Source organism: Chryseobacterium sp. MA9 (assembly GCF_024399315.1).
Lineage (GTDB): Bacteria > Bacteroidota > Bacteroidia > Flavobacteriales > Weeksellaceae > Chryseobacterium.
The window spans coordinates 3,513,304-3,537,532 of the sequence record NZ_CP075170.1 but is presented as its reverse complement, the minus strand read 5'-3'; the positions used below and the strand labels follow the sequence as shown (position 1 = coordinate 3,537,532).

The window sequence follows — 24,229 nt, the reverse complement described above, 5'->3', positions numbered from 1 at the left end:
CTTTCTGAATTTTGAAATCTAAAATCTGAAATCTAAAAAAAAAAAATGAGTAAATATACAGAAGACGATTTAAGAGTCGATCTAGAAAATAAAAAATATGAATTCGGTTGGGAAACGAAGATTGATTATGAAGATTTCCCGATCGGTTTAAATGAGGATATCATCCGTGCGATCTCTGCTAAAAAAGAAGAACCGGAATGGATGACCGAATGGCGATTGGAATCTTTCAAAATCTGGTTGAAAATGGTAGAGCCTAGCTGGGCAAACATCAAGTATGAAAAACCAGATTTCCAAGCAATCCGTTACTATGCTGCTCCTAAAGTAAAGCCAGAACTGGCAAGTCTTGACGAGGTAGATCCTGAATTATTGAAAACGTTTGCAAAGTTGGGGATCAATATCGAAGAGCAGAAAAGACTTTCGGGAGTTGCCGTAGATATCGTAATGGACTCAATTTCTGTGAAAACTACTTTCCAGGATACATTAGCAGAGAAAGGAATTATTTTCTGTTCAATTTCTGAGGCCATTAAAAACCACCCTGATTTAGTAAGAAAATATCTTGGAAAAGTAGTTCCGAGAGGAGATAATTTCTATGCAGCATTAAATTCCGCAGTATTTTCTGACGGAAGTTTCTGCTATATTCCTAAAGGTGTAAAATGCCCAATGGAGCTTTCCACTTATTTCCGTATCAATCAGGCAGGAACAGGACAGTTTGAAAGAACACTTCTTGTAGCTGATGAAGGAAGTTATGTCTCTTATCTTGAAGGCTGTACAGCACCATCAAGAGATGAAAACCAGCTTCACGCTGCGGTAGTGGAACTAATTGCTTTGGACGGAGCTGAGATCAAATATTCAACAGTTCAGAACTGGTATCCTGGTAATGAAGAAGGTAAAGGAGGTGTATTCAACTTTGTAACGAAGAGAGGACTTTGCGAAAGAAATGCAAAAATCTCATGGACACAGGTAGAAACAGGTTCGGCAGTAACATGGAAATATCCTTCTTGTATTCTGAAAGGAGACAATTCTATCGGAGAGTTCTACTCTATTGCGGTAACCAACAACCACCAGTATGCAGATACAGGAACGAAAATGATCCACATTGGAAAGAATACCAAATCCACAATTATTTCAAAAGGTATTTCTGCAGGAAAATCTCAAAACTCATACAGAGGATTGGTGAAAGTAATGCCTTCAGCAAAAGGAGCAAGAAACTTCTCTCAATGTGACTCTTTATTGATGGGTAATGAATGTGGAGCTCACACTTTCCCTTATATTGAAATCAAAGATCCTACTGCACAGTTAGAGCACGAGGCAACGACTTCAAAAATTGGAGAAGATCAGATTTTCTACTGTAATCAGAGAGGTATTGATACGGAAAGAGCAATTGCTTTGATCGTGAACGGTTTCAGTAAAGAAGTTTTAAATAAACTTCCAATGGAATTTGCCATTGAAGCTCAGAAATTACTTGAAATTTCATTAGAAGGTTCAGTAGGATAGAAAAATATGATAGCTACAGAAAGATTAATTTTAAGAAAACCTACAAAAGAAGACTTTGGAAGATTCTTTGAAATTAATCATGATCCTCAAACCAATATTCACAATCCAGGCGGACCAATGAATTTTGAAAAAGCAGAAAGCACATTTGCAAGAATGCTTGATCATTGGGAAAAATATAGTTTTGGAGGCTGGGTGATTGTTGAAAAGAATGATCCAGAAAATATAATAGGTTTTGGAGGACTGAGCTATAAACTCTACGGAGAGGAAGAAAAATTGAATTTAGGCTATCGTTTTGCTTCCCAGGCATGGGGGAAAGGATACGCCACAGAATTCACAAAGAAGGCTATAGATGTTGGATTAAATCAAGACAATAAAGAAGAAATATTCGCAATTGTCCGTCCCAGCAATATAGCTTCTGTTAAAGTCTTGGAAAAGGCAGGTATGATACAAATCGGGACGCTGAATGATGTCCCAGGTCAACCTGAAAGTTTAGTATATAGAATTCAAAAATAATTTGTTTAAGCAAATAAAATGTTAGAAATTAAAAACCTTCACGCCAAAATTGAAGATGGCGCAGAAATATTAAAAGGTATTAATCTTGAAATAAAGCCAGGCGAAGTTCACGCTATCATGGGGCCGAACGGAGCTGGGAAATCTACCCTTTCTTCTGTAATCGCCGGAAAAGAAGATTACGAAGTGACTGGTGGAGAGATCCTTTTCCAAGGAGAAGATATCAGTGAAGATGCTCCTGAAGATAGAGCTCACAAAGGAATTTTCCTTTCTTTCCAGTATCCAGTGGAAATTCCGGGAGTTTCTGTAACGAACTTTATCAAAGCTGCTTTGAACGAAACAAGAAAAGCAAACGGATTGGAAGAAATGCCTGCAAAAGAAATGCTTGCATTAATCCGCGAGAAATCGGAAAAACTAGGGATCAAAAAAGATTTTCTTTCAAGATCATTGAACGAGGGATTCTCCGGAGGTGAAAAGAAAAGAAACGAGATCTTCCAGATGATGATGCTTAATCCTAAATTGGCTATTCTTGATGAGACCGATTCAGGATTGGATATCGATGCTTTAAGAATCGTTGCAGATGGGGTAAACCACTTTAAAAATGAAGGAAATGCAGTTCTTTTGATTACGCACTATCAGAGATTGCTTAACTATATTCAGCCTGACTTCGTTCATGTTTTAGCGGATGGAAAAATCATCAAAACAGGTGATAAATCTTTAGCATTAGAACTTGAAGAAAAAGGTTACGACTGGCTTCTTAACTAAGAAGAAAATATATTATTTCAGAGATTAAAATTTTCGCAGTCATTTATAAGATGTAGCAAAAAGAATCTCTAGTATTAAAAATTGGGTTCCCTATTCCTAGGAATAACAATATTTTAGTTAATAAAAAAAGAAAAAATGGTGCAAACCACAGATATACCAGTAATGGCATTAAAAGAACAAATTATAGAGAACCATAATGAATTTTTGGAGAGTCTTCGTCACAGATTTCTGGATGACAGTAGAAAAGCAGCTCTTCAAAGATTTGCAAACCTTGGTTTTCCGACAAAAAAAGACGAAGAATATAAATATACCAATCTAAAGGAAATCACGGAAAAAAGCTACAACTTCTTCCCGAAAGAGAGCCACAATATCACTAAAGAGCAGTTTGATGAACTGCACCTTGGAGAAGAAAATTTTGATTGGATTGTTTTTGTAAATGGTAAGCTTCATAAAGAACTTTCAAAAGTTTCTATTGAAAATGTAGAGTTCCTTTCATTCAACTATGCGCTGAATGATGAGAAGCACAAAGAGGTTTTTGAAAAGTATTTCAATACTATTGCTTCTAAAGAACAGGCTTTTACAAACTTAAACCTCGCTTACTGCAAATACGGTTTCTTTTTGAAGGTTCCTAAAAATGTAGTGATTGAAAAACCAATCCACATTTTTTATATTTCTCAAAATCAGGAGGAAAATACATTCTACAATACTAGAAACCTCTTGATCGTAGAAGAAGGAGCTAAAGTAGAAGTAATTGAAAGCCACCATAATTTTGACAGCACCTATGTATTGACAAACTCTGTAACGGAGATCTTTACATATCCTAATGCAAAAGCTGACTGGCATAAACTTCAAAATGATAACAACACAACATATCTTATCGACAACACATTCGCGAGACAGGAGAAAGACAGCTTAACCACTGTGAATACATTCTCTTTCGGAGGCAAACTGGTAAGAAACAACCTTGATTTTATTCATAATGGATCAAACATCAATTCATTCATGAATGGAATCACAATCATCGGAAAAGATCAGCTGGTAGACCACCATACGGCAGTTCACCATAACTTCCCGAACTGTGAAAGTTATCAGAACTACAAAGGAATTTTCGATGGTAATGCCCACGGAGTCTTCAACGGAAAAGTTTTTGTAGACAAAATTGCTCAGAAAACAAACGCTTATCAGCAGAATAATAACGTATTGCTAAGTGAAGGTGCAAGTATTGATACAAAACCTCAGTTAGAAATCTTTGCTGATGATGTAAAATGTTCTCACGGTTGTACCGTAGGTCAGCTGAATGAAGATGCTTTATTCTACCTGAGAGCGAGAGGAATTTCTAAAAAAGAAGCACAGGCATTACTTTTATATGCTTTTGCTAATGATGCAATGCAAAACATTGATATAGAGCCTCTAAAAGAAAAAATCTCAAAGCTATTGGCGGAGAAATTAGGAGTTGATATAGAATTCTAAGACTTATATATATTGATAAACAAAAGCACTTCTTTTTGAAGTGCTTTTTTATTTCTTACGTGTTATCTCGTCTATTTCTTTAACCAGCCTTGGTTATCCTTATTATCTGAGCGTTTCTTCCCATTATCGAAATTATAGGCTAAACCAACGCCTAATGTCTGCTTCAGCTGTGTTTTCCAGATCTGGTTATGATCATACAGCAGATCCAGAGTAATATTGGATGAAATATATTTATTAATTTTCATATTTAAGACTGCTCCATAAGCCAATACCAACCTATCCGGATGATCCAGATAATTTGAAAATACAGACGCTGTATTGGTCAGGTTAATATTCTCCATGATTTTGATTTTATAGATAGCTGTCCCAAGGAAACCGAACTGGAAAAGTGATGAATCACCATCATTTTTGAGCCCGTAAGTTCCTGCTGTTTGAAGATCCTTATCCAAAACAAAAGTCCATCTCGCGTTAGCCGGACGTAAAGTTACCGTCAAATTATCGTTAGGACGGTAGGTAACCCCTGCCCCAACATTCAGGTATCCCGGAGCCATGAAATTGGAGATCTTTTTAGCATCAGGATTGTTCCCGTCTTCATATCCCGGTGCAAACTGAGTCTGAAGGCCTGCTCCTGCTGATAAATACCAGCTTTCGGCAAATTTTCTGCCATAGTTTGTAGAAAGATTGATAACATCCTGAGTTTTTCTCACACCCGTTCCCTGGGTATTATTCTGTCCGTAGCCCAGAATAATAATATTTTCCCAAAGATCTTTCCCTTTTTCATAAGTCAGGTTATAATTGACACCGGCAAGCCATCCTACGTTGTTAGCTCCACCTCCTACCCAGTTTGAAAAAGCGGCCTGGTTAAGCATTAATGTATTTTGTCCCTGAATAGACCAGGCTTTAACGGTGTCTGTTACCGGAGCATCTGTTTTAGTTTCTTGCGCCAAAGCCATCGCTCCAAAAGAAATGGAACTGATCAATAAAAGTTTCTTCATAATAATGATTTATTACAAATGTATAAATAATAATTTACGCCGGAAGAAAATTCACTTTAAAATGAATTTAACATAATTGATTTTAGCCTCATAACACTATGAAAACAAGCAATTTAAAGATAACCTATATCCATTACGAACTTAAAATTACTTAAAATAACAGTATTTTAAAAACAAAAAACACCTCATTTCTGACGTGTTTTTCTATTAGCATTAATGTAGTTATATTATTTTTTAATCCACCATTGACTGTCTTTACGGTCAGAGCGTTTCACCCCATTATCAATGGTATAAGCGAATCCGATTCCAAGGGTTTGTTTCAGCTGTGTTTTTTCGATTTGATTGTGATCATACAACAGGTCAACTGTTACATTGGATGAAATATATTTGTTTACTTTCAGGTTCAACAGAGCTCCATAAGCAAGAACCAATCTGTCCGGACGGTCAAGGTAATTTGAGAAGACCGAAGCGGTATTCGTCAAGTAAATATCTTCCATTATTTTCAGCTTGTAAATTGCCGTTCCCAGGAAACCGAACTGTAATAGAGAAGAATCACCATCACTTTTCAAACCATAGCTTCCAGCCACCTGAAGATCCTTGTCCAGTACAAAGGTCCACCTGGCGTTGATAGGACGCAAAGTTACCGTCAGATCATCATTCGGTCTATATGTGATCCCCATCCCGACGTTCAGATAACCTGGGGCCATAAAATTTGAGATCTTTTTAGCTTCAGGATTATTTCCGTCTTCATATCCTGCTGCAAACTGAGATTGTAATCCCGCTCCCGAAGAGAAATACCAGCTTTTTGAAAATTTTCGCCCATAGTTGGTAGAAACATTGATAACATCCTGAGTTTTTCTTATTCCTAATCCTTTGGTATCATTTTGTCCATAACCCAGAATAATGATATTTTCCCAAAGATCTTTGTCTTTTTCATATGTAAGGTTGTAATTGACACCGGCAAGCCATCCTACGTTGTTAGCTCCACCTCCTACCCAGTTTGAAAAGGCTGCCTGGTTAATCATTAATGTGTTTTTTCCTATCACTGACCAGCATTTTACTGTGTCTACCACAACAGAATCTTTCTTTAAATCTTCTTGTGCACTTGCATAAATCCCCATAAAAAAGGAAAGAATCAATAAAAACTTCTTCATTATTCAAATAATTTTCAATGCAAAAATATTAATATAATTTTTTTTAAAGGTAAATTCAGCTTTAAAGAATCCTAATTCATTAAAGTTTCATTGTCTAACAATAAGATATCTCTATAAAATCAATGCCAAAATAATAAGTTTGAAAATAAATTTGACACCTTTTGTCTTAAAATCAAATGGATAGGAATTAATTCATCGCCAAATTTTCCGAAATTTATCATTGGCTTTTGATTTGACGTAAAATCCTCATGTTTAAAAATGCAATTTCCAAAAGAGCGATTATATACCCTTTGCTGATGCTTTCTGCAATGTGGCTCGGATATTTTTTACAAATGCAGGGATTTTTTCAAAGCTGTTTTGGAGCGATTATACCGCTTTTGCCTGAAGGACTGCTGGGGATAGTTACCTCCCCTCTTTTGCATGGAAATATTGATCATATTATAGGAAACTCTATTCCAATAGCTGCACTTATGTTTTTGCTCTATCAGTTTTACCCTTTAGTGGCGAATAAGGTTTTTATTATCGGCTGGCTGGCAACAGGACTTTTAGTATGGCTTCTTCCACCTATTGATATTCTCTCCGGTGAATATATGTACACTTGTACCATCGGAGCCAGCGGTGTAGTCTATGTTCTTGCTTTTTTCCTTTTCTTCAGCGGGGTATTTAAATGGAATACAAAACTTCTTACCATCTCAATGCTAGTTGTGCTGTATTATGGAAGTTTAGTGTGGGGAATGCTTCCTGAAGAACTGTTCTACAATATGCAGGAACCCAGTAAAATTTCATGGCAGGCCCATCTTTCCGGGGCCGTAGTGGGTAGTATCATTGCATTTGCTTTTAAAAATGTTGGAGAAAAAAAGAAAAAATTCATTTGGGAATTCCCTAATTATTATAGTGAAAAGGATGATAAGCTGTGGCAGGAATACAAGGAAAATCATCCGGAAGACTTTATGGAACTTCCCTATAAAAAAAGAGATGATATCTGGGATCATTTGGATGAATTAAGGAAGAGATAAAAACTTATTTCACTACATTTGAAAAAAAACACACATGATCTCCGAAGAATACTTTTATGCAATCGCCCTCCGCGAATGCAGCCAGATAGGCGATATTCATTTTCATAAACTTGTTCATACTTTTGGAAGTGCTCAGGAAGCATGGAAAAGAGCAAAGAAAGAGTACAAAAAACTGGAAGGAATTGGACAAAAAACAGTTTCAGATATTGGAAATAAGTCTCATTTGGAATTCGCAGAAGAAGAATTAAATTTTTGCGAAAAGAATAATATCCGAATCAGACTAAAGCATCTTAGTGAAACTCCTTTACTGCTTAATGAATGTAATGATGCACCCGCTATTCTTTATCAGAAAGGAAAGATTGATGATACACAGTCAAAAGTAAGTATCGTAGGAACCCGAAATATGACGGGCTATGGCCAAAAATTTATTGAAGACTTCTTTGAAGCAACTCAATCTTCAAAATATACATCAGTGAGCGGACTCGCTTTGGGTGTTGACAAAGAGGTTCATGAACAGTCTATTCTTCATCAAAAACCTACTGTAGCAGTTCTTGCACATGGTTTCCAATATTTATATCCATCAAAAAACAGAAAACTTTCAGAGAAAATTTTGGAGGAAGGAGGGGCATTAATCACAGAGTTCACTTCTTCCCAAAAACCAGACCGTGAAAACTTCATCCAGAGAAATAGAATTGTAGCAGGAATGTCTCCCGCAACCATTGTGGTGGAAACCGGTTTTGGAGGAGGATCTGTAAGCACTGCCTCTTTCGCCAATGATTATAACCGTGATGTCTTTGCCCTTCCTGGAAAAATTACAGACACCTGCAGTCAGGGATGTAATCAGCTGATTTTCCATAATAAAGCGACAGCCATTTCTACCATAAAAAATCTTATAAACATGTTGGGATTTAATAATCCTAAAGAAAAAATTGAAGAGTTATTTCCTTATAGCGAGACCTCCATACAATTATCTGACAATCAGTATTTAACATATCAATCTATTAAAGACCAACCTCAGATTTCTCTGGATGATCTGGCGCAGAAAATTAATATTCCCACCCACAAAATCTTACCAATAATTTTGGAATTGGAACTTTTAGGGAAAGTAAAATCATTTTCCGGGAGGCAATTCATCGCGATTTAAGATTTAATGATTTCTTAATATTGCATTATTTCACACATAACATTTCATTTTTAATAAAATTTGAACATAAATTATCAATTTAATAATATTACGAAACATTATTATTTAATTTTTAACAAAGTTGAAATACAGTGTTGTGAATCTTGAAAAAAAAATTAAATTTGTTGACAATAATATTCAACCTTAATATATGGAACAATATAATATTGACCAGAAAATCCAAGAGTTTATTGCAAAAATTGAAGCAAAAAATCCTAACGAACCGGAATTTTTACAGGCTGTAAAAGAAGTTGCCGTAACCGTAATTCCATTCATTGCTACTAAAAAAGAATATACCGGAATGAAGCTGCTTGAAAGAATGGCTGAAGCTGAAAGAATTATTATTTTCAGAGTTCCATGGGTTGATGACAAAGGAGAAATTCAGGTTAACAGAGGTTTCAGAATTCAAATGAACTCTGCTATTGGACCATACAAAGGAGGAATTCGTTTCCACCCTACTGTAAACTTATCAGTTCTTAAGTTCTTAGCTTTCGAACAGGTATTCAAAAACTCTTTAACAACTCTTCCAATGGGAGGTGGTAAAGGAGGTTCAGATTTTGATCCACAAGGAAAATCTGATATGGAAGTAATGCGTTTCTGCCAGGCTTTCATGACAGAATTGTGCAAGCACATTGGTCCTGAAACAGACGTACCTGCCGGAGATATCGGTGTAGGAGCAAGAGAAATCGGATATTTATTCGGACAGTACAAGAAAATCAGAAATGAGTTTACTGGAGTTCTTACAGGAAAAGGTCTTGCTTATGGAGGTTCATTAATCCGTCCTGAAGCTACGGGATACGGTGTGGTATACTTCGCTGAGCAGATGCTTAAGACTATCGGACAGGATTTCCAGGGTAAAACAGTAACGGTATCAGGTTTCGGAAACGTAGCTTGGGGAGTTATCAAAAAAGCAACTGAACTAGGCGCTAAAGTAGTAACAATCTCTGGACCGGACGGATACATTTACGACAAAGATGGTATCAGCGGAGAAAAGATTGATTATTTATTAGAGCTTAGATCTTCAGGAAACAACAGAGCTGAAGATTATGCTAAAAAATATCCTTCTGCTGAATTCCATGCTGGAAAACGTCCTTGGGATGTGAAGTGTGATGTTGCATTCCCTTCTGCAACTCAAAACGAATTAGATTTAGATGATGCAAGAAAACTAGTTGAAAACGGATGTGTTTGTGTAACGGAAGCGGCTAACATGCCTTCTACACTAGACGCCATCAACTATTTCTTAGATAATAAAGTATTATTCTCTCCTGGTAAAGCTTCCAACGCTGGAGGTGTTGCTACATCAGGATTAGAAATGACTCAGAACTCTATCCGTCTTAACTGGACTTCTGAGGAAGTTGACGCAAGATTAAAGGAAATCATGATTGGTATCCACAAAGCTTGTAGAGACTACGGAAAAGACGAAGACGGTTATGTAAACTACGTAAAAGGTGCAAATATTGCCGGCTTCGTAAAGGTAGCAGAAGCAATGTTGGCTCAAGGAGTTGTGTAACAGAGAAAACAAAGGTTGGGAAAAATTCCCGACCTTTTTTGATATAGCCTGTTCCCGGGATAATGGGAAAAAAGTAAAAAGTGAAAGGAGAAAGCGCTGCTATATGCAGCGCTTTTTTTTATTTTTATATCATGAAAAACACTTTTAAAAATATTGATGAATATATTCTTCTGTTCCCAATAGAAGTACAGGAAAAACTGCTTGAACTGAGGCAAGCCATCCATTCACGGGTTCCTGATCTGGAAGAATATATTGGATATCAGATGCCTGCTTTCAGGTATAAAGGAAAGCCTTTGGTTTATTTTGCCGGGTATAAAAAACACATTGGTTTTTATCCCGGAGCTGAAGGGATCAGTCATTTTGAAACGGATTTTAAGGAAAGAAAATATACATTTTCCAAAGGAGCTGTACAGTTTCCGATTTCTGGCGATCTCCCGCTGGACTTAGTCAATAAGATCCTCCGGTTTAAAGCAGAGGAAATTGATCAAAAAAAATCCTGAAATACAAGATTTCAGGATTCCGACTAGTGTTTGCTAAAGTACTTTACTTTTTCTTCTTTTTGTCTTTCTTTTCCTCCTTAGGTGCATCTGCAGGTTTTGTAGCATCTGTAGGTGTTGTACTTACAGTTGGATCAGTTGCAGGAGCAGTTTCCATTGTAGTAGCAGGTGTTTTTTCCTGTTGAGTTTTTGAATCCGAAGGACTTGTAGTCTGTGTATTCGGTTGTTGGGTTTGAGTTGTCGATGGATTATTAGTAGAAGTATCGGCCGGCTTTTGTGGTGTTGATTGTGCTGATACTGCGATTACTCCGACTAATGTAAACGCTGCCGTTAAAAATAACTTTTTCATAATGTAATATTTAAATGATTGTTTAACTTAAACGAAGCTTCATTTATAAAATTATGCGTAAAAGGCTTATTTAACGTACTTTATGATTATTTAAGAGGATTTTACAAAAATATTTCAATTAATTGAGCCGGAAGAGTGATGCTGGAAGCTAGAGGTTTATTTCAGTTGAAAAACCTTAAACCCCTGCTTACAAAACTACTTCGCTATATTCTTCATCATTTTTTCCACAAATTCAAATGCAGCCGGGCAGATAACCGTATTTTTCAGCATTAAATTGTTAATCTGGTAAATTTTCTTCCTGTCTGTGTGTGGATATTCACGACATGCTTTTGGTCTTACTTCATAGATAGAACAGGTATTATCGTTGTTCAGGAAAAAGCATGGCAGATTCTGCAATACCTTATCATTATCTTCATCTACCCTTAAAAATTTAGCTTCAAAATCTGCAGACTTCATACGAAGATGTTTGGCAATACGTTCAATATCCTTTTCAGTATATAAAGGACCGGTTGTTTTACAACAATTCGCACATTGTAAACAGTCTATTTCATTAAAAACTTCATCATGGGTTTCCTGCACAATATAATCAAGGTTTTTGGGCGGTTTTTTCTTTAATCCGTCCAGAAATTTCTTATGTTCTTTCTGCTTTTGTATTGCTTGTTTTTTATAAAAATCTAAATTCATTTATTCATTATTTCTTACAAAATCCGGAAGACCTTCTTTCTTATATTCATTGATTTTATCGAGATCCAGGACCGTTGTAAGGTTTTCTTTGCTAGGATAATACATCGGAACAAATTTAGCTCCGTATACAATTTCTCTGGTGGTATAGGAGGACCGTTGAACTACAGTATTTGAAAATACTTCATCAAATGCCCGCACCTGTACAATAAGCTCAATGTCCGTATTTTTAAAATCGTCTTCGGAAAAGCCGTAAAACGGAGAGTTTTCATCAATTTTATGCACCACAGTCCAGTTGAGTGCTAATGTATTGATTTTGCTCATTTGGGTATCAAGTCTGTAAAAATTACTTTTAGCAACACCGTTTTCTATGACTTCAATAGCTGCCGAAAGGATGACGTCAGCATCTGTCAGCGCATTATTTTTATAAGGAGCAAGCCTGAACATCAATGCCGGAGAGTCCTGAAAAGGAGCAATAACTGCAATATCAGAAAACCTTAGGTATGCTCTTGGTCTTGAAAATCTTCCGTAAAAAAGACCTGTTGCTATGGCAAAGGTAAGCAATCCCAAAAAAGCTTCAAAAGTAGCCACAAGGCTGGCCAAAAATCCCACCGGAGCAATTCTTCCATATCCAACTGTTGTGAAGGTCTGGGAACTGAAGAAAAAGACGTCGATAAATTCGTTCAACGGATCACTTTTATCAATTCCGGTCAGGTGCTCTACACCAATCAGGTAATAGATCATTGCAAAAAGCAGGTTGATAAGAATATACGCTATGACTAAATAAGAGATAAAGCGAAATGAAGAAAGATTCAGCATGGTATGATACCAGCTTAGCCTGTTAAAAACATTCACTCCTCTTCTCTGAACATTCGGAAGACCGTCTTTATTGATAAATCTTCCGGATGCATTAGTCCCGAAGCCACTGTTCTCCGCATTTTTCTGACGGATCTTTTTTCTGAATCCTCTTGTCATTTTTATAGCATTTATTTTTGAACAGCTTAAATTACAACAGCAAATTGGGGAATTTGCTTATCTGCTTTCTTACCGTTTCTGGTGCAAAGATAAAATATTGTTTTGATGAATTTTATCAATTGATTCATTTGAGTTTTAATTTGATTTTGGAGTACATTTGAGGTATGAAAAAACTGGAGTCAAGAGAGGACATTGAACACCTTGTCAACTCATTTTATACAAAGGTGATTAAAGATGAAACTATAGGATTTTTCTTTAATGAAGTTGCTAAAGTAGATTGGGATAAACACCTTCCTAAAATGTATTCTTTCTGGGAATCCATCCTTTTCGGGCAGATGTCTTATAAAGGAAATCCAATGGGTGTTCATTTCCCGATTAATGAGATACAGGCTATGGAACAGAAACATTTTGACCGATGGCTTCAGCTTTGGCGTACTACTATTGAAGAAAACTTTGTAGGAGAAAATGCAGATATGGCGATCTACAAATCCGAAAACATTGCAAAGCTTATGGCTTTCAAGATGGAATTAGCGAGAAGACTTTAGTGAGTTACGGGATACAAGGTTCGAAATTTCGGGGATTTATTTATCCTAGCCTTTCCTTCTTATTAAGGGACAATTACTGTAAAGATATAAGCCGCCAGATTCACCAATAGAACAGTTCCGTACAGGACATTTGTTTTTCCACGGCTTAATGAAAGCATTACAATAAATACGGATAAAGAAAGCAGTATAATGTCCTTTTTGTCCAAGCCTAGAACCAATGGAATATCGTACATGATACATACCACGGAAACCGCTGGAATAGTCAAGCCGATACTTGCCAGTGCAGAGCCTAATGCAAGATTCAAACTGGATTGGATTTGATTGGCTCTTGCTGCTCTGATGGCGGCAACTCCTTCCGGAAGCAGCACCACGGCTGCGATAATCACTCCAACAAGGGATTTTGGAGCTCCAAGACTTTGTACCATCCCTTCTATCGTATCGGATAATCCTTTTGCCATAAGTACGACAATAACAAGACAAACCACCAGAAAAGCAAAACTGATCAGTGTTTTTGTGAGAGAAGGAATATAATGCTCTTCCGGATGTTCATCAGGAACAATGAAATAGCTTCTGTGGCGCACAGTCTGTACCATTAGGAAAACTCCGTAAATAACAAGACATGCGATGGATATAAAAATAAGCTGTGCTTCGTTATAGAAAGGTCCGTTGACACTTGAAGTAAAATTAGGAAGAACAAGGGTAAGTACCAGGATTGAAACAATACTTACCAGATAAGTAGTTGCTGAGGTTCTTGCGAAGAACTGCTCATGATATTTAACTCCGCCTACAAGAATACATATTCCCAGAATTCCGTTAAGAATAAGCATTACAGCGGCAAAAACCGTATCTCTGGCCAGCGTGATCGCCTGATCTCCGCCGGCCACCATCAGCGAGATGATAAGCGCAACTTCAATAATGGTGATGCAAAGGGCCAGAATAATAGTTCCGAAAGGCTCCCCTACTTTATGAGCCACTACTTCGGCATGGTGTACTGCTGACAATACACTTCCGATCAGTAAAACACCTGCAAGAATATCATAAAGAACTCCCGATCCCATCAGTCCGGAAAAGTAGTACCCTACCGCAAGGAGAGGAAAAACATAGGTATAATGTAAGAATTCTTTAGGTCTCATAAGTGACTACAAAATACAAAAAATCTATGGAATTTTCAATATCAAAAGAAAATATTAATAATATTTTAATGAGGCCAGAAGTTAAAGTCCTGATAATCTGTAAACATATGAAACAGAAGCCCAATTCCTATAATTCTGATATTTCCTTTAAAAAACAGCAGCAAAAAATACACCGCAATGGCATAATATGAATGTAAAAAATGAAAACCTATACTTCCCCGTGACGGATCAAAAATCGGATTGGCAAAAAGATGATCCAGATCTACCAGCATGGTAGCCAGGAGAATAAAATAAGCCTTCCTCCAGTTTTTACGATAAAAGATCAATGCGATAAACACCGGAAAAACGAGATGCAAAAAATAATGAGTAAAGGTTTTGAGCAATGCAATGTCTGATGGAGCCATTAATAGATAATTTTATTCGGGTTCTATGCTTACCACCGTAAAATTAAGGGTAATTCTCCGTTTTTTGCTTTTATTTTTATCCAATAATCCTGTGATTTATTTCCGTAGAGTATGTAATCTACATCTGAAATGATCCTTTTTTCAGTGTTACCAAGCATTTTCAAAGAAGAATACAGCAGAGCACTGTTTCTGATGAAAATATAATTTTCTTTTAACTGGGGTGATAATGATACTGGTTTTCGGGTTGATTTGATCGCGACACCGTTTTTATTTTGGCTGATTTGATTCGGTTGGAAAGGAATTACCGTGAATTGATTTTCGCTATTGATCCACTTTTTAGACTGGAAATATTCCCAGGTTTTTTCGGGATTATCACTTTTAATATCAATGGTATAATTCGGCTGGATAATTTTTTGAAAAGTTTTTTTTTCAACTTCATTGAAATTGTCGTCATATTCATAGCTGATAATGGTATCATTCACCTGCTCAAGATCTGCCGTTGTTTTAAAGTATGCTATCTGTGAGGAGTCTGCAATACTTTTATTGAAAAAACGGCTGAGATTTCTGATATTTTCTTTATCTAATTCCAGATCCAGAAAGTGATTTCCCGTCTGAAGTTTAGAGGTTATCGAATTAAAAAATTCAGCGTTTGAGTTATTTTTTATTTCAATTTCATTATCATTTAATTCAATAGAAAAGTTTTGAATTTTTTTTCCAGAAATGAAAGAAATGCTCCCCGCTGTATTATGAATAAGCTGATCTGCATCCAAAACAGGATTTGAAGAAGTCTTGAGAAGCTTTTTCTGAATGTCTTCAAAAGCCAGATCTGAAGTTCCAGCAACACAATAGTTTCCATTGATCATAATAAAAATCTGATCTTTCTGAAAACGGCCGTTTCCTTTATCTACAAAGTTTTTCTTCTTTAAAAAAGCAATGAATTTTTGAGAATCTTTCAGTTCTAAAACACTGTACCATTCTGAGAACTTAGTGTTTTTAATATGGAAGATCTGTAGAAAATCCGGAATTTGGATTCCTGAGTCTTTCAGCGAGCCTGAGCTTTTGCCTTTACTCTTATTTCCGGACCACTGTGAAGGGTTTGCTGCCAGGCTGAAGAGGTATTGTCCCGTTAGTTTCTTTATATCGATTAGAACCACTGCATCTGCGTTTTCAGGAATATATCTGAGATTCTTATTTTTATAAAAAACCACAAAGTATACTGCAATAGCGAGCAATAAAACTAACGGGACAATAATCTTCTTTTTATTCATCTATAAAATTTGTGGTTTCTCTTCTGTTTCTTTTGTTTTAAAAACCTGATCGAATACATCAAAGAAATACATTAAACTGTTTTCTGAAGAATCTTTAATATTATAATTCATTTCTGTCTGGATACTCTCTCCTTTCACTTCTGTCTTATAATACATTTCGCCTACATTTTTTCTGATGGCATCCAGTGCTTTTCTCTCTTTAGGACTTTTGAATTCTTTGTCTAAACCTGTTAAAAGTTTTTGGATATCCAATCTTCCTGATAATGGATACTTAGCTGAATCTTTCGCCCATTTTCTGGAAATATCAGACTGATTTACAGGTAAAATATTGTCCGCAGAGCTCATCAGATAAACAACACCATCTTTTACTGTGAAGAACAACTGATCTATATATCCACCGTTCTTTTCTTCTTTAAAGGTGTAAAGATTTCCTTTTTTAGAGAATCTCTTAGCCAATTTTTTATTGGTAGTCATTACATCAAAAATACGGTTCCAATAGCCTTCATTCTCCGTTGCAAAAGCAAAAGTGAAGTTAGGAACAGCAATATCTTTGGTTTTCTTTACTTCTTTTTCGTTGAAATCAGCATCATATTCATAATCTGTGTACTCTACTTTTTTAGATTTCAATTCATTCAAAACAAAAATTCCGTTTCCAGGTGCAATTTTAGTAATAGCTTCTTCATCCAAAACAATTTTCATGGTTTCCATGATCAGCTCCATTTCTTTTTTGTACTCATTTTCTCCGGAATTCTGAAGAAGATTGTACATCATGTCAAAACATTTGGCTCCATTAACGTTCATTGCATAGTAACCAACGCTTTTCTCATTGATCAATTCCAGCAGCTTTTTATTTTTCTTTCCTTTATAAATAGCAGAAATATTCTTTTGAATGTCAGCATTTTTATGCTGATAATTGTTAACGAGTCTTACTTTATCTTTATCAAAATACAGATTGTAAGAATAGTTGGAATTGTACATGTTTTTAAAGAACTGCCCATAGCTGTAGAACTTCGTCATCTTGCCATAGATTCCTTCATTCACAATTCTTCCATAGTCTGTATAAACAAAAACATCAGAATTGGTGTCTCTGAATGCCAGCATTTCTTTAGGAACTTCAATTTCCAGATTTGAGCTGAAGTATTGGTCAAAATGGGTTTCAGCATTTCTTTTCACGATCTTAAAGTTTTCTCTGCGGATAGAATCCTGCTCTTTTTTGTAAGCTATATCCTCTTCTTCATCATAAGCATCATTAGGCATTTCCTCTCCATTTTCAGAGTTTTCAGCACTTTCCTTCTCTGCAGGATATTTATGATGTTTCTGCAGGTATTTGATATCTTTCTGAATTCTTGCGATCTCGTTGTTGTTATCTTTGATGCTTTCCTTCAGATACTTAATATCGTCCTTAAGGTTTTTGATTTCTTCTTTGTAATCAAAAGGTTTTTCCGGCTCATCAGTATAAGCAGTATCTCCTTCTTCTGCGTAAACGGAGTCAACGGCAACGGCAGTACTGTCTGCAACCGCTTCTGTTGACCAAAGATCTTTGTAAGGTTTGGTATAGCTTATCATCCTAAGAACCGCACGGTTTCCGTTCCAGGCAACAAAAATATCGTCATTGATATCTACGTAAGAATAGTTCTTTTTATTAGAAACTTCCTGGCCTTTTTTCTTGACAGAATTAATGAATTCCTGAAACTTCTCCTTATTATCAATGATAAAATGAGTATTGTATGCCTTAATGGAGTCATTAAAGCTTGCATAATGGTATTGAACAGCGTCATATTTGATTCCGGTTTTGGAATAATCTGTCCATGAAAGGTTTTCTTTGGTTTCTTTGTTCTTTTTGCTCAATTCGTGCAACAAAGGATTCAGTTTATTCCAGTTGATTTTGTTATTAAGCTGTTTCCCGTTGACTTCCATATAAAATACAGCATCAGTAGGGATTTTCATACTATTTTGGGCAAAAACCAGTGTAAAACCAAAGAGTATAAAAAGAATTTTTTGTGTTTTTAATAAGATAGATTTCATGACTATAGTTTAGAAATTTATTGAAAAAGAATTGTATTTTGTGTTTGTTTCTTCTGAAGGATCAGATCCAGGATATCAGCTTCCAATTTGAGCGCTTTTTTATTGGGAGAAAGTACATAAGTATTGTTCGTTTGTGATTTCACCGTACTTTCGAATTGCATGATGGAAGTATATCTTGCATTGTTAAAAACTTCCTTATCCGCCTTGCTCATCTTATTGTAATCTTCTTTGAATGTATTGACCTTATTTCTTGTGAATGTCTTTTTTTCAAGATTTTGGCTGTAAACTAGTGTTGGAACCATTTTACCCAATATATTCTGAGCTTTAAGTTTTTCCAGGCCGGCATTAATGTTTTCAATCTTTTTGAAATTACAGCTCAGTTTGATGATATAATTATCAAAATCCATGGATGTTTTCACGTTGCTGATTCCGGGAGTTCCTTTAAAAATTTTTGCTGCTTCATTGATTTTATTTTCAATGTCAGTCTTTTTGGGAACCTTTTTCCCATTGATGGTTTCCATTTTGGAAATGGATGCCAGTCTTGTCTTGCTCTTACTGGCATTCAGAATAATTGTATATTCTCCTGTTCCATCAGCCTTTACATTCACTTTATCAAGGATATCGAAACAACTTGTCAGGAATAGCAAAGGAACACATAGAAGAAATAATCTGAGGAAATTTTTCATGATTGGGTTTAAAAGCACAAAATTACTCAATTCTGACCTTAAATCCTTATAATCTTTGACCTTTTGAGCATAAATAGCTGTTTTCCGGTACTTTTTCAGGACAGGAAACGACACTATTATTGATTGTATTCTTTTTTAAATACGTCCTTTCAGATAATCCTGACGAAGATCTTCGTCCAGCTTTTCAATAGCATACCGAAGACAGGTTCTGGGCATTTCTTTGTAATATTGATTCAGGTAGCTGATCAATTCTCCTTCATTTTTATTTCCCATTTCCCGTAACAGCCATCCGTTTGCTTTATGCATCAGATCGTGAGGGTGCTTCAGGTTTTTGGTTACGAATTCTTTGGTAAGATCAAATGATCCTTTTTTTATATAATGCATTGTCCCCACAACCGCTATTCTCTTATGCCACATTTCTTCAGATTCCGAAAGTTTTCTAAGAAGATTTTCTTTCTGATTTTCAAAAGAATATCTGCCCAAAATCTTATAACAGCTTGAATCTACAAGATCCCAATTATTGACATAAGGGAGATGATCAAGATAAAAAGCTACCACTTCTTCTTTTACGGCTTTATCTTTTGTTTTTTCAAACTTTGAAATCAGCATAAAAAGAGCCGTCAGCCTGTGTTCATGGTATTTTGAAGAAAGTAATATACTGAGATCCTCCAAACTTATCTTCAAATAATATTCTTTGGCAACAGAACGCTGATCCGGAACTTTTACTCCCAGAAACAAATCGCCTTCGCCGTATTCTCCTTTTCCGGTTTTGAAAAATCTCGGAAAGAATTCTGCCTTCTCAGGAATGGATAGAACAGCTAATGCTTCCTGTATTTCTTTAACAATGCTCATATTACAAGCGTTTTTAAACTTTCTCTTCTAAGGCAATATTCTCCTGTTCTTCCTCTTCTTTTGCAATCTTATTAGGGTTGGCCACCTTAGCAATGGTAAGTCCCTGAACAATAATTGAGAAGACTACTACACAGTACGTAATGCTTAAAATAATCTCACTGTATTCACTTTTAGGAATAGACATCGCCAGAGCAATAGAAACCCCACCTCTGATTCCTCCCCAAACCAGAACTTTTACTGTCTGCGGGCTGAAACTTCTTCTCAAAGAGGTAAACTTCGTAGGTCCCCAGATTGAAATAAATCTTGCGAACAACACTACAATAATTGCCAGTAATCCAGGAATCATGAAATGCTTCAAATCTTTAATCATCAAAAGTTCAAATCCGATGAACAGGAATAATACAGCATTCAGAATTTCATCAATCAGTTCCCAGAATTTGATCAGATAATCCTGAGTAACCGATTTCATTTTGAAACTTCTGTTAAAGTTCCCCATAAATAATCCTGCAGCCACCATTGTCAACGGTCCTGAGATATGCATTTGTCTTGCAATAAGATAACCACCCATCACTACAGAAAGCGTTACTAATACAGAAATAATATAATCATCCACTTCACGCATCAATCTTGAAGTAACCCAGCCAAGGAGAACTCCAAGTAAAAGACCGCCTCCAGCTTCTTTAAGCAAAAGCAATCCGATAGTTTCAACACTAAGATCCACTTCTTTTCCAACCGCCAGCTGTAAAATCACTGTAAAAACAACAACCGCCATACCGTCATTGAAAAGAGACTCTCCGGCTACTTTTGTTTCAAGTGATTTTGATACATTTGCCTGTTTCAGTACACTCAGAACCGCTACCGGATCGGTAGGTGAAATCAGAGCACCAAAAACAAGACAGTAGATAAAAGGAAGCTTAACACCCACATATGGAAGCAGATAAAACATCCCAAATCCTACCACGAAAGTAGAAATCACAACGCCTACCGTGGAAAATATTACTACAGGTCTGAACTGTTCTTTCAGATCATTAATATTAATATGAATTCCTCCTGCAAAGAGTAGAAAATTAAGCATTGCTCCCATCAACACCTCTGTAAAGTCGATACCGTTCATTAGGTTATGAAGATGTCCGAAAGTTCTCGGAAGTACTGTTTCTCCGAACATTACCAGAAAAATAGACACCACAATGGCGATCACCATAATTCCGATAGTACTTGGAAGTTTTAAAAACCTGTAATTGAGATATGCAAATATTGATGCTAATACGATTAATGCTGAAAATGAATAATATAATTCCACTAAGTGTTTCTTATTTTGTGATTAATTGGTTAATTCCAAATAGAGTATTTTAATATAGAGCTGCTGCCCCTCTTTTTCCCAAACATCAAACATGCCATCCTTAGCAGGTTTTGAGCTTCTTGTATAATCCTGTCCTATATTCAGAATGTTCAGCAGAATGTATTCATCACCTACAGAATTAACGATATAGGCCGTTTTTTCAGACTTTCCGTCTCCTGAAATTTTTATTCCTTCAGTAAGCGAACGAAACTGATTCAGGTGATGCATAAAATTGCTGCCGTCCTTCACAGAATCATATGCTCTGAGAAGGATCAGCAGAATATCCAGATTCGTAGGATCTTTGTAATACAGAGCTTTTCCCTGTCTGATACAGTCAGCAAAATTGTTTTGCTTAAAGGCTTCGGCGAGGCTTTTGAAGCTATCGTCTGACGTACTTACCTTATCTTTCATGAAGTTTCTTCCATAGTAAAGATATTGTGACTCTATACTGTCCAAAGACTTCGGATATCCTTTATATTTAAAAATAAGCTTCTCATAATTGTAAGGAGAATCAGAATTTTTGAGACTTTTCTCAACATCTTTTAAATCAAGTTTTGATTTCTGGCTGAAACCAAAAACTGAAAATATGATGAATAAAAGGAAAAAGTGATACTTCATTAATTGTTGCTTTCTTCTTCCTCGTCGTTATCGAAATATTCAAAAAGGAAATCGTTATATGGAAATCTGGAGATATGGATTTTCATTACCTCATCGTAAATCATTTTCTTCATTTCCGGAAAGTTTTCCTTCGTTAAAGCAGAAATGAAAACCGTTGGATATTTTGATTTCCCCATCCATGTTTTCTTCCACTCTTCCAGAGAGATGTTTTTACGGGTTGAAGGGGTAAGATCGTCTTCATCCTTTTTTTCATAGCTGAAATCATCAATCTTATTGAAGATCATAATCATTGGTTTCTGATGGGCATTGATTTCCATCAAAATATGGTTTACAGATTCTATGTGATCTTCAAAACTCTCATGCGAAATATCCACTACATGAATCAAAAGATCAGCTTCACGAACCTCATCCAGAGTAGACTTGAATGATTCTACCAGCTGAGTAGGTAATTTTCTGATAAATCCTACCGTATCCGTAAGCAGGAACGGTAAGTTTCCGATCACCACTTTTCTTACGGTGGTATCCAGAGTGGCAAATAGTTTATTTTCTGCAAAAACCTCAGATTTTGAAATAGAGTTCATCAAAGTAGATTTTCCAACGTTGGTATATCCTACCAAAGCTGCACGAACTACTTTTCCGCGGTTATTACGCTGAGTCGCCATCTGCTTGTCAATCGTCTTCAGTTTTTCTTTCAGCAATGTAATTCTGTCACGGATAATACGACGGTCAGTTTCAATCTCCGTTTCTCCGGGACCTCTCATTCCAATTCCCCCTTTCTGACGCTCAAGGTGAGTCCACATTCTCGTCAATCGTGGCAAAAGATATTGATATTGTGCTAGTTCCACCTGGGTTCTTGCATAAGAAGTCTGAGCTCTTTGGGCAAAAATATCAAGAATAAGATTGGTACGGTCCAAAATCTTAACCTCCATCTCTCTTTCCAGATTTTTAAGCTGTGAAGGAGAAAGTTCATCATCGAAAATTACAGTTCCGATCTCGTTTTCTTTTACATATTCTTTTATCTCAATTGCTTTTCCACTTCCGATAAAGGTTTTGGAATCCGGCTGAGTCAGTTTTTGGGTAAAACGCTTTTGTACGGTTGCTCCGGCTGTGAAAGCTAAAAACTCAAGTTCATCTAAATATTCTGTCAGTTTTTCTTCGTCTTGATTTTGAGTAATAACACCCACTAAGACCGCTTTCTCATAGTTATGTTCTTTCTTTTCTAACATTAAGTTCTGTCTATGTTTATGATTTTTACAAGTTAATATTTTTCAGAAAAAAAACAAAATCAATTTTTATTTAATAACATATTTTAATATAAATTTAAGTTTACTGATGAAGGGTTTATAAAAAATCAATAACTTTATGTAATAAATTTCTGATTTTTAAATATTTAAGTTAAAAACTAATCTCCGGAATATCATGATTACCCATATTAGATGTATGATTATTGATGATGATGAACTGGACAGACTGGTTCTTCAGCATTATATCAAACAATATCAAAACATTGAAATTGTCGCCTCTTTTGATTCTGCTGAAAAAGCAGTACCCTACCTTGACGTTCCTGCTGATCTCCTGATTATTGAGACTAATTTGCGGGGTATGAGCGGACTTGAATTCCGGAGGCTGGCCCATAAGATACCTGCCTGTATTTTTGTAAGCTCCCATCCCGAGCTGGCTGCCGGAGCTTTTGAGATCAGTACTTTAGATTTTATCACCAAACCTCTTACCTCAGAACGCTTTCATTATTCTATGGAAAAGCTTTTTGATTTTTTTGAAGTGAAAGAAAAATGTGAATGCTATGATGCTATGGTAGGAGAAAACTGCATCAAAATAAAAGAAGGAGGACATATTTTTCAGATTAATATGAAAGATATTCTGTATCTGGAAGCCCTGAAAGATTATACCAGAATTATCACTCTTGAAAAAAATCACTGTATTCTAAATTCTCTGGGAAATCTTCTGCAAAAAAAAATCTTTGATTCTTTTGTCAGAATACATAGAAGCTATGCTGTTCCACGTCACCTTATCCGTGGAAAAAGCTGTCATGAAATAGAGCTTGCACATCACATCAAACTTCCTATCGGCAGAACTTACAAGGATAATCTTTCTTTTTTTAATCCTTAAAAAGCCCGAAAAACATTCAACAATAATTCACAAAATGCCATTGGTCGATTATTTCTGCCGTTGGTCTATTTTCCTGTCATTTGATTGAGATAGGTGGTAATTTAGTCTTCCCAAATTCCCCCAGAAAAACACATCTATTAATCACCAAAACTGTTATCCATGGAAAGAATATCTATTTATTGTATTATTCTGTCTGTCTTTTCCGTCCCCATACTGCACGCACAATCTGCAGTTTTGGCAACCGGATTGGATGCTTCAGCAGCTAATGGTTTTGTTTCTTACAGTGTAGGCCAGATGACCTACCTCGAAAAAGGAACAGGACAGGTTCTCGAAGGCGTTCAACAGCCTTATGAAATTACCACTCTTACTTCCCTTGAAACTTCTTCTGAATTAACAGGCATTCTGCTCTACCCTAATCCTTTCAGAGATTATTTGTATTTAGATTTTACCTCAAATAATTTTAAAGGATCAGAGTATCAGTTATTTGATGCCCAAGGTAAGCTGGTAAAAAAAGATAAGATTTCACAATCAAAATCTGAGCTTAATTTCTCTTCACTTCCTTCTGCTATGTATATCATCAGGATCACTCAAAATGGAGAAAATATTAAAACATTTAAAATCATCAAAAAATAA

General features: G+C 36.0%; 25 protein-coding genes. 11 read left to right on the top strand and 14 right to left on the bottom strand.

Annotated elements, in window-relative coordinates; genetic code table 11:
- Positions 1-45: 45 nt before the first annotated feature.
- The 4 genes from sufB (at position 46) to sufD (ending at position 4,239) form a co-directional block, all read left to right on the top strand.
- Positions 46-1,494 carry a Fe-S cluster assembly protein SufB gene (sufB, locus tag KIK00_RS16170; protein WP_255813393.1) on the top strand — a complete coding sequence of 483 codons (1,449 nt, stop codon included), beginning with the start codon at positions 46-48 and terminating at the stop codon, positions 1,492-1,494.
- 6 nt (positions 1,495-1,500) lie between these two features.
- Positions 1,501-2,007, top strand: a complete 507-nt coding sequence (locus KIK00_RS16165; RefSeq protein WP_255813392.1) for a GNAT family N-acetyltransferase — start codon at positions 1,501-1,503, stop codon at positions 2,005-2,007.
- An 18-nt stretch (positions 2,008-2,025) separates the two neighbouring features.
- On the top strand, positions 2,026-2,769 hold the full coding sequence (gene sufC, locus KIK00_RS16160) for a Fe-S cluster assembly ATPase SufC (protein ID WP_047376159.1): 744 nt from the start codon (positions 2,026-2,028) through the stop codon (positions 2,767-2,769).
- A gap of 162 nt (positions 2,770-2,931) precedes the next feature.
- Positions 2,932-4,239 (top strand): Fe-S cluster assembly protein SufD, encoded by a 1,308-nt coding sequence (gene sufD / locus KIK00_RS16155; protein ID WP_255816678.1) that lies wholly within the window; start codon positions 2,932-2,934, stop codon positions 4,237-4,239.
- A gap of 71 nt (positions 4,240-4,310) precedes the next feature.
- Here sufD and KIK00_RS16150 read toward each other — a convergent pair whose 3' ends face one another.
- Both KIK00_RS16150 and KIK00_RS16145 read right to left on the bottom strand, forming a co-directional pair.
- The gene (locus tag KIK00_RS16150) at positions 4,311-5,234 is read right to left on the bottom strand and encodes a DUF3078 domain-containing protein (protein WP_255813391.1); all 924 of its coding nucleotides are present in this window, start codon (positions 5,232-5,234) and stop codon (positions 4,311-4,313) included.
- A 227-nt stretch (positions 5,235-5,461) separates the two neighbouring features.
- A complete protein-coding gene (locus tag KIK00_RS16145; protein ID WP_255813390.1) occupies positions 5,462-6,388 on the bottom strand; it encodes a DUF3078 domain-containing protein in 927 nt (308 codons plus the stop codon).
- 248 nt (positions 6,389-6,636) lie between these two features.
- Here KIK00_RS16145 and KIK00_RS16140 point away from each other — a divergent pair, with 248 nt between their 5' ends.
- From KIK00_RS16140 to KIK00_RS16125, 4 genes are all read left to right on the top strand, one after another.
- Positions 6,637-7,404 (top strand): rhomboid family intramembrane serine protease, encoded by a 768-nt coding sequence (locus KIK00_RS16140; RefSeq protein WP_255813389.1) that lies wholly within the window; start codon positions 6,637-6,639, stop codon positions 7,402-7,404.
- A gap of 34 nt (positions 7,405-7,438) precedes the next feature.
- Entirely contained in the window at positions 7,439-8,548 is a 1,110-nt protein-coding gene (gene dprA, locus KIK00_RS16135) for a DNA-processing protein DprA (protein ID WP_255813388.1), read from the top strand.
- Between the two features lie 190 nt (positions 8,549-8,738).
- Positions 8,739-10,097 (top strand): NADP-specific glutamate dehydrogenase, encoded by a 1,359-nt coding sequence (gene gdhA, locus KIK00_RS16130; protein WP_047376148.1) that lies wholly within the window; start codon positions 8,739-8,741, stop codon positions 10,095-10,097.
- Positions 10,098-10,228: 131 nt separating this feature from the next.
- Positions 10,229-10,597 (top strand): iron chaperone, encoded by a 369-nt coding sequence (locus KIK00_RS16125; protein ID WP_255813387.1) that lies wholly within the window; start codon positions 10,229-10,231, stop codon positions 10,595-10,597.
- 43 nt (positions 10,598-10,640) lie between these two features.
- On the opposite strand, the gene KIK00_RS16120 is transcribed toward KIK00_RS16125, so the two are convergent.
- The 3 genes from KIK00_RS16120 to KIK00_RS16110 all read right to left on the bottom strand — a co-directional run bounded on the left by KIK00_RS16120 (position 10,641) and on the right by KIK00_RS16110 (position 12,599).
- Positions 10,641-10,943: a hypothetical protein gene (locus KIK00_RS16120; protein ID WP_255813386.1), complete on the bottom strand. Its 303-nt coding sequence runs from the start codon at positions 10,941-10,943 to the stop codon at positions 10,641-10,643.
- A gap of 195 nt (positions 10,944-11,138) precedes the next feature.
- On the bottom strand, positions 11,139-11,627 hold the full coding sequence (locus tag KIK00_RS16115; RefSeq protein WP_255813385.1) for a YkgJ family cysteine cluster protein: 489 nt from the start codon (positions 11,625-11,627) through the stop codon (positions 11,139-11,141).
- Positions 11,628-12,599 (bottom strand): ion channel, encoded by a 972-nt coding sequence (locus KIK00_RS16110; RefSeq protein ID WP_255813384.1) that lies wholly within the window; start codon positions 12,597-12,599, stop codon positions 11,628-11,630.
- Positions 12,600-12,763: 164 nt separating this feature from the next.
- Here KIK00_RS16110 and KIK00_RS16105 point away from each other — a divergent pair, with 164 nt between their 5' ends.
- A complete protein-coding gene (locus KIK00_RS16105; protein ID WP_255813383.1) occupies positions 12,764-13,144 on the top strand; it encodes a group III truncated hemoglobin in 381 nt (126 codons plus the stop codon).
- 62 nt (positions 13,145-13,206) lie between these two features.
- Here KIK00_RS16105 and KIK00_RS16100 read toward each other — a convergent pair whose 3' ends face one another.
- The 9 genes from KIK00_RS16100 to hflX all read right to left on the bottom strand — a co-directional run bounded on the left by KIK00_RS16100 (position 13,207) and on the right by hflX (position 22,695).
- On the bottom strand, positions 13,207-14,277 hold the full coding sequence (locus tag KIK00_RS16100) for a calcium:proton antiporter (RefSeq protein ID WP_047376132.1): 1,071 nt from the start codon (positions 14,275-14,277) through the stop codon (positions 13,207-13,209).
- Positions 14,278-14,342: 65 nt separating this feature from the next.
- Positions 14,343-14,681 carry a DUF6122 family protein gene (locus tag KIK00_RS16095; protein ID WP_255813382.1) on the bottom strand — a complete coding sequence of 113 codons (339 nt, stop codon included), beginning with the start codon at positions 14,679-14,681 and terminating at the stop codon, positions 14,343-14,345.
- 29 nt (positions 14,682-14,710) lie between these two features.
- Entirely contained in the window at positions 14,711-15,949 is a 1,239-nt protein-coding gene (locus KIK00_RS16090; RefSeq protein WP_255813381.1) for a hypothetical protein, read from the bottom strand.
- Positions 15,950-17,974 (bottom strand): hypothetical protein, encoded by a 2,025-nt coding sequence (locus KIK00_RS16085; RefSeq protein ID WP_255813380.1) that lies wholly within the window; start codon positions 17,972-17,974, stop codon positions 15,950-15,952.
- Positions 17,975-17,991: 17 nt separating this feature from the next.
- Complete coding sequence (locus KIK00_RS16080) at positions 17,992-18,660, bottom strand: hypothetical protein (protein WP_255813379.1); 669 nt, start codon at positions 18,658-18,660, stop codon at positions 17,992-17,994.
- 135 nt (positions 18,661-18,795) lie between these two features.
- Positions 18,796-19,512 carry a DNA alkylation repair protein gene (locus KIK00_RS16075; RefSeq protein WP_255813378.1) on the bottom strand — a complete coding sequence of 239 codons (717 nt, stop codon included), beginning with the start codon at positions 19,510-19,512 and terminating at the stop codon, positions 18,796-18,798.
- Positions 19,513-19,525: 13 nt separating this feature from the next.
- On the bottom strand, positions 19,526-20,812 hold the full coding sequence (locus KIK00_RS16070) for a sodium:proton antiporter (RefSeq protein ID WP_255813377.1): 1,287 nt from the start codon (positions 20,810-20,812) through the stop codon (positions 19,526-19,528).
- Between the two features lie 21 nt (positions 20,813-20,833).
- A complete protein-coding gene (locus KIK00_RS16065; RefSeq protein ID WP_255813376.1) occupies positions 20,834-21,469 on the bottom strand; it encodes a DUF4919 domain-containing protein in 636 nt (211 codons plus the stop codon).
- Complete coding sequence (gene hflX, locus KIK00_RS16060; protein ID WP_149387511.1) at positions 21,469-22,695, bottom strand: GTPase HflX; 1,227 nt, start codon at positions 22,693-22,695, stop codon at positions 21,469-21,471. Before hflX ends, KIK00_RS16065 begins: the two co-directional genes overlap by 1 nt.
- Positions 22,696-22,888: 193 nt before the next feature.
- Between hflX and KIK00_RS16055 the strand changes: the two genes are divergently transcribed.
- Both KIK00_RS16055 and KIK00_RS16050 read left to right on the top strand, forming a co-directional pair.
- On the top strand, positions 22,889-23,596 hold the full coding sequence (locus tag KIK00_RS16055; protein ID WP_255813375.1) for a LytTR family DNA-binding domain-containing protein: 708 nt from the start codon (positions 22,889-22,891) through the stop codon (positions 23,594-23,596).
- A 159-nt stretch (positions 23,597-23,755) separates the two neighbouring features.
- Positions 23,756-24,229, top strand: coding sequence for a T9SS type A sorting domain-containing protein (locus KIK00_RS16050; protein WP_255813374.1), 474 nt, complete (start codon positions 23,756-23,758; stop codon positions 24,227-24,229).

Bases quoted from the DNA above. Each gene is read 5' to 3' on its own strand.
- sufB (WP_255813393.1), top strand. From the start codon at position 46: ATGAGTAAATATACAGAAGACGATTTAAGAGTCGATCTAGAAAATAAA.
- KIK00_RS16165 (WP_255813392.1), top strand. From the start codon at position 1,501: ATGATAGCTACAGAAAGATTAATTTTAAGAAAACCTACAAAAGAAGAC.
- sufC (WP_047376159.1), top strand. From the start codon at position 2,026: ATGTTAGAAATTAAAAACCTTCACGCCAAAATTGAAGATGGCGCAGAA.
- sufD (WP_255816678.1), top strand. From the start codon at position 2,932: ATGGCATTAAAAGAACAAATTATAGAGAACCATAATGAATTTTTGGAG.
- KIK00_RS16150 (WP_255813391.1), bottom strand. From the start codon at position 5,234: ATGAAGAAACTTTTATTGATCAGTTCCATTTCTTTTGGAGCGATGGCT.
- KIK00_RS16145 (WP_255813390.1), bottom strand. From the start codon at position 6,388: ATGAAGAAGTTTTTATTGATTCTTTCCTTTTTTATGGGGATTTATGCA.
- KIK00_RS16140 (WP_255813389.1), top strand. From the start codon at position 6,637: ATGTTTAAAAATGCAATTTCCAAAAGAGCGATTATATACCCTTTGCTG.
- dprA (WP_255813388.1), top strand. From the start codon at position 7,439: ATGATCTCCGAAGAATACTTTTATGCAATCGCCCTCCGCGAATGCAGC.
- gdhA (WP_047376148.1), top strand. From the start codon at position 8,739: ATGGAACAATATAATATTGACCAGAAAATCCAAGAGTTTATTGCAAAA.
- KIK00_RS16125 (WP_255813387.1), top strand. From the start codon at position 10,229: ATGAAAAACACTTTTAAAAATATTGATGAATATATTCTTCTGTTCCCA.
- KIK00_RS16120 (WP_255813386.1), bottom strand. From the start codon at position 10,943: ATGAAAAAGTTATTTTTAACGGCAGCGTTTACATTAGTCGGAGTAATC.
- KIK00_RS16115 (WP_255813385.1), bottom strand. From the start codon at position 11,627: ATGAATTTAGATTTTTATAAAAAACAAGCAATACAAAAGCAGAAAGAA.
- KIK00_RS16110 (WP_255813384.1), bottom strand. From the start codon at position 12,599: ATGACAAGAGGATTCAGAAAAAAGATCCGTCAGAAAAATGCGGAGAAC.
- KIK00_RS16105 (WP_255813383.1), top strand. From the start codon at position 12,764: ATGAAAAAACTGGAGTCAAGAGAGGACATTGAACACCTTGTCAACTCA.
- KIK00_RS16100 (WP_047376132.1), bottom strand. From the start codon at position 14,277: ATGAGACCTAAAGAATTCTTACATTATACCTATGTTTTTCCTCTCCTT.
- KIK00_RS16095 (WP_255813382.1), bottom strand. From the start codon at position 14,681: ATGGCTCCATCAGACATTGCATTGCTCAAAACCTTTACTCATTATTTT.
- KIK00_RS16090 (WP_255813381.1), bottom strand. From the start codon at position 15,949: ATGAATAAAAAGAAGATTATTGTCCCGTTAGTTTTATTGCTCGCTATT.
- KIK00_RS16085 (WP_255813380.1), bottom strand. From the start codon at position 17,974: ATGAAATCTATCTTATTAAAAACACAAAAAATTCTTTTTATACTCTTT.
- KIK00_RS16080 (WP_255813379.1), bottom strand. From the start codon at position 18,660: ATGAAAAATTTCCTCAGATTATTTCTTCTATGTGTTCCTTTGCTATTC.
- KIK00_RS16075 (WP_255813378.1), bottom strand. From the start codon at position 19,512: ATGAGCATTGTTAAAGAAATACAGGAAGCATTAGCTGTTCTATCCATT.
- KIK00_RS16065 (WP_255813376.1), bottom strand. From the start codon at position 21,469: ATGAAGTATCACTTTTTCCTTTTATTCATCATATTTTCAGTTTTTGGT.
- hflX (WP_149387511.1), bottom strand. From the start codon at position 22,695: ATGTTAGAAAAGAAAGAACATAACTATGAGAAAGCGGTCTTAGTGGGT.
- KIK00_RS16055 (WP_255813375.1), top strand. From the start codon at position 22,889: ATGATTACCCATATTAGATGTATGATTATTGATGATGATGAACTGGAC.
- KIK00_RS16050 (WP_255813374.1), top strand. From the start codon at position 23,756: ATGGAAAGAATATCTATTTATTGTATTATTCTGTCTGTCTTTTCCGTC.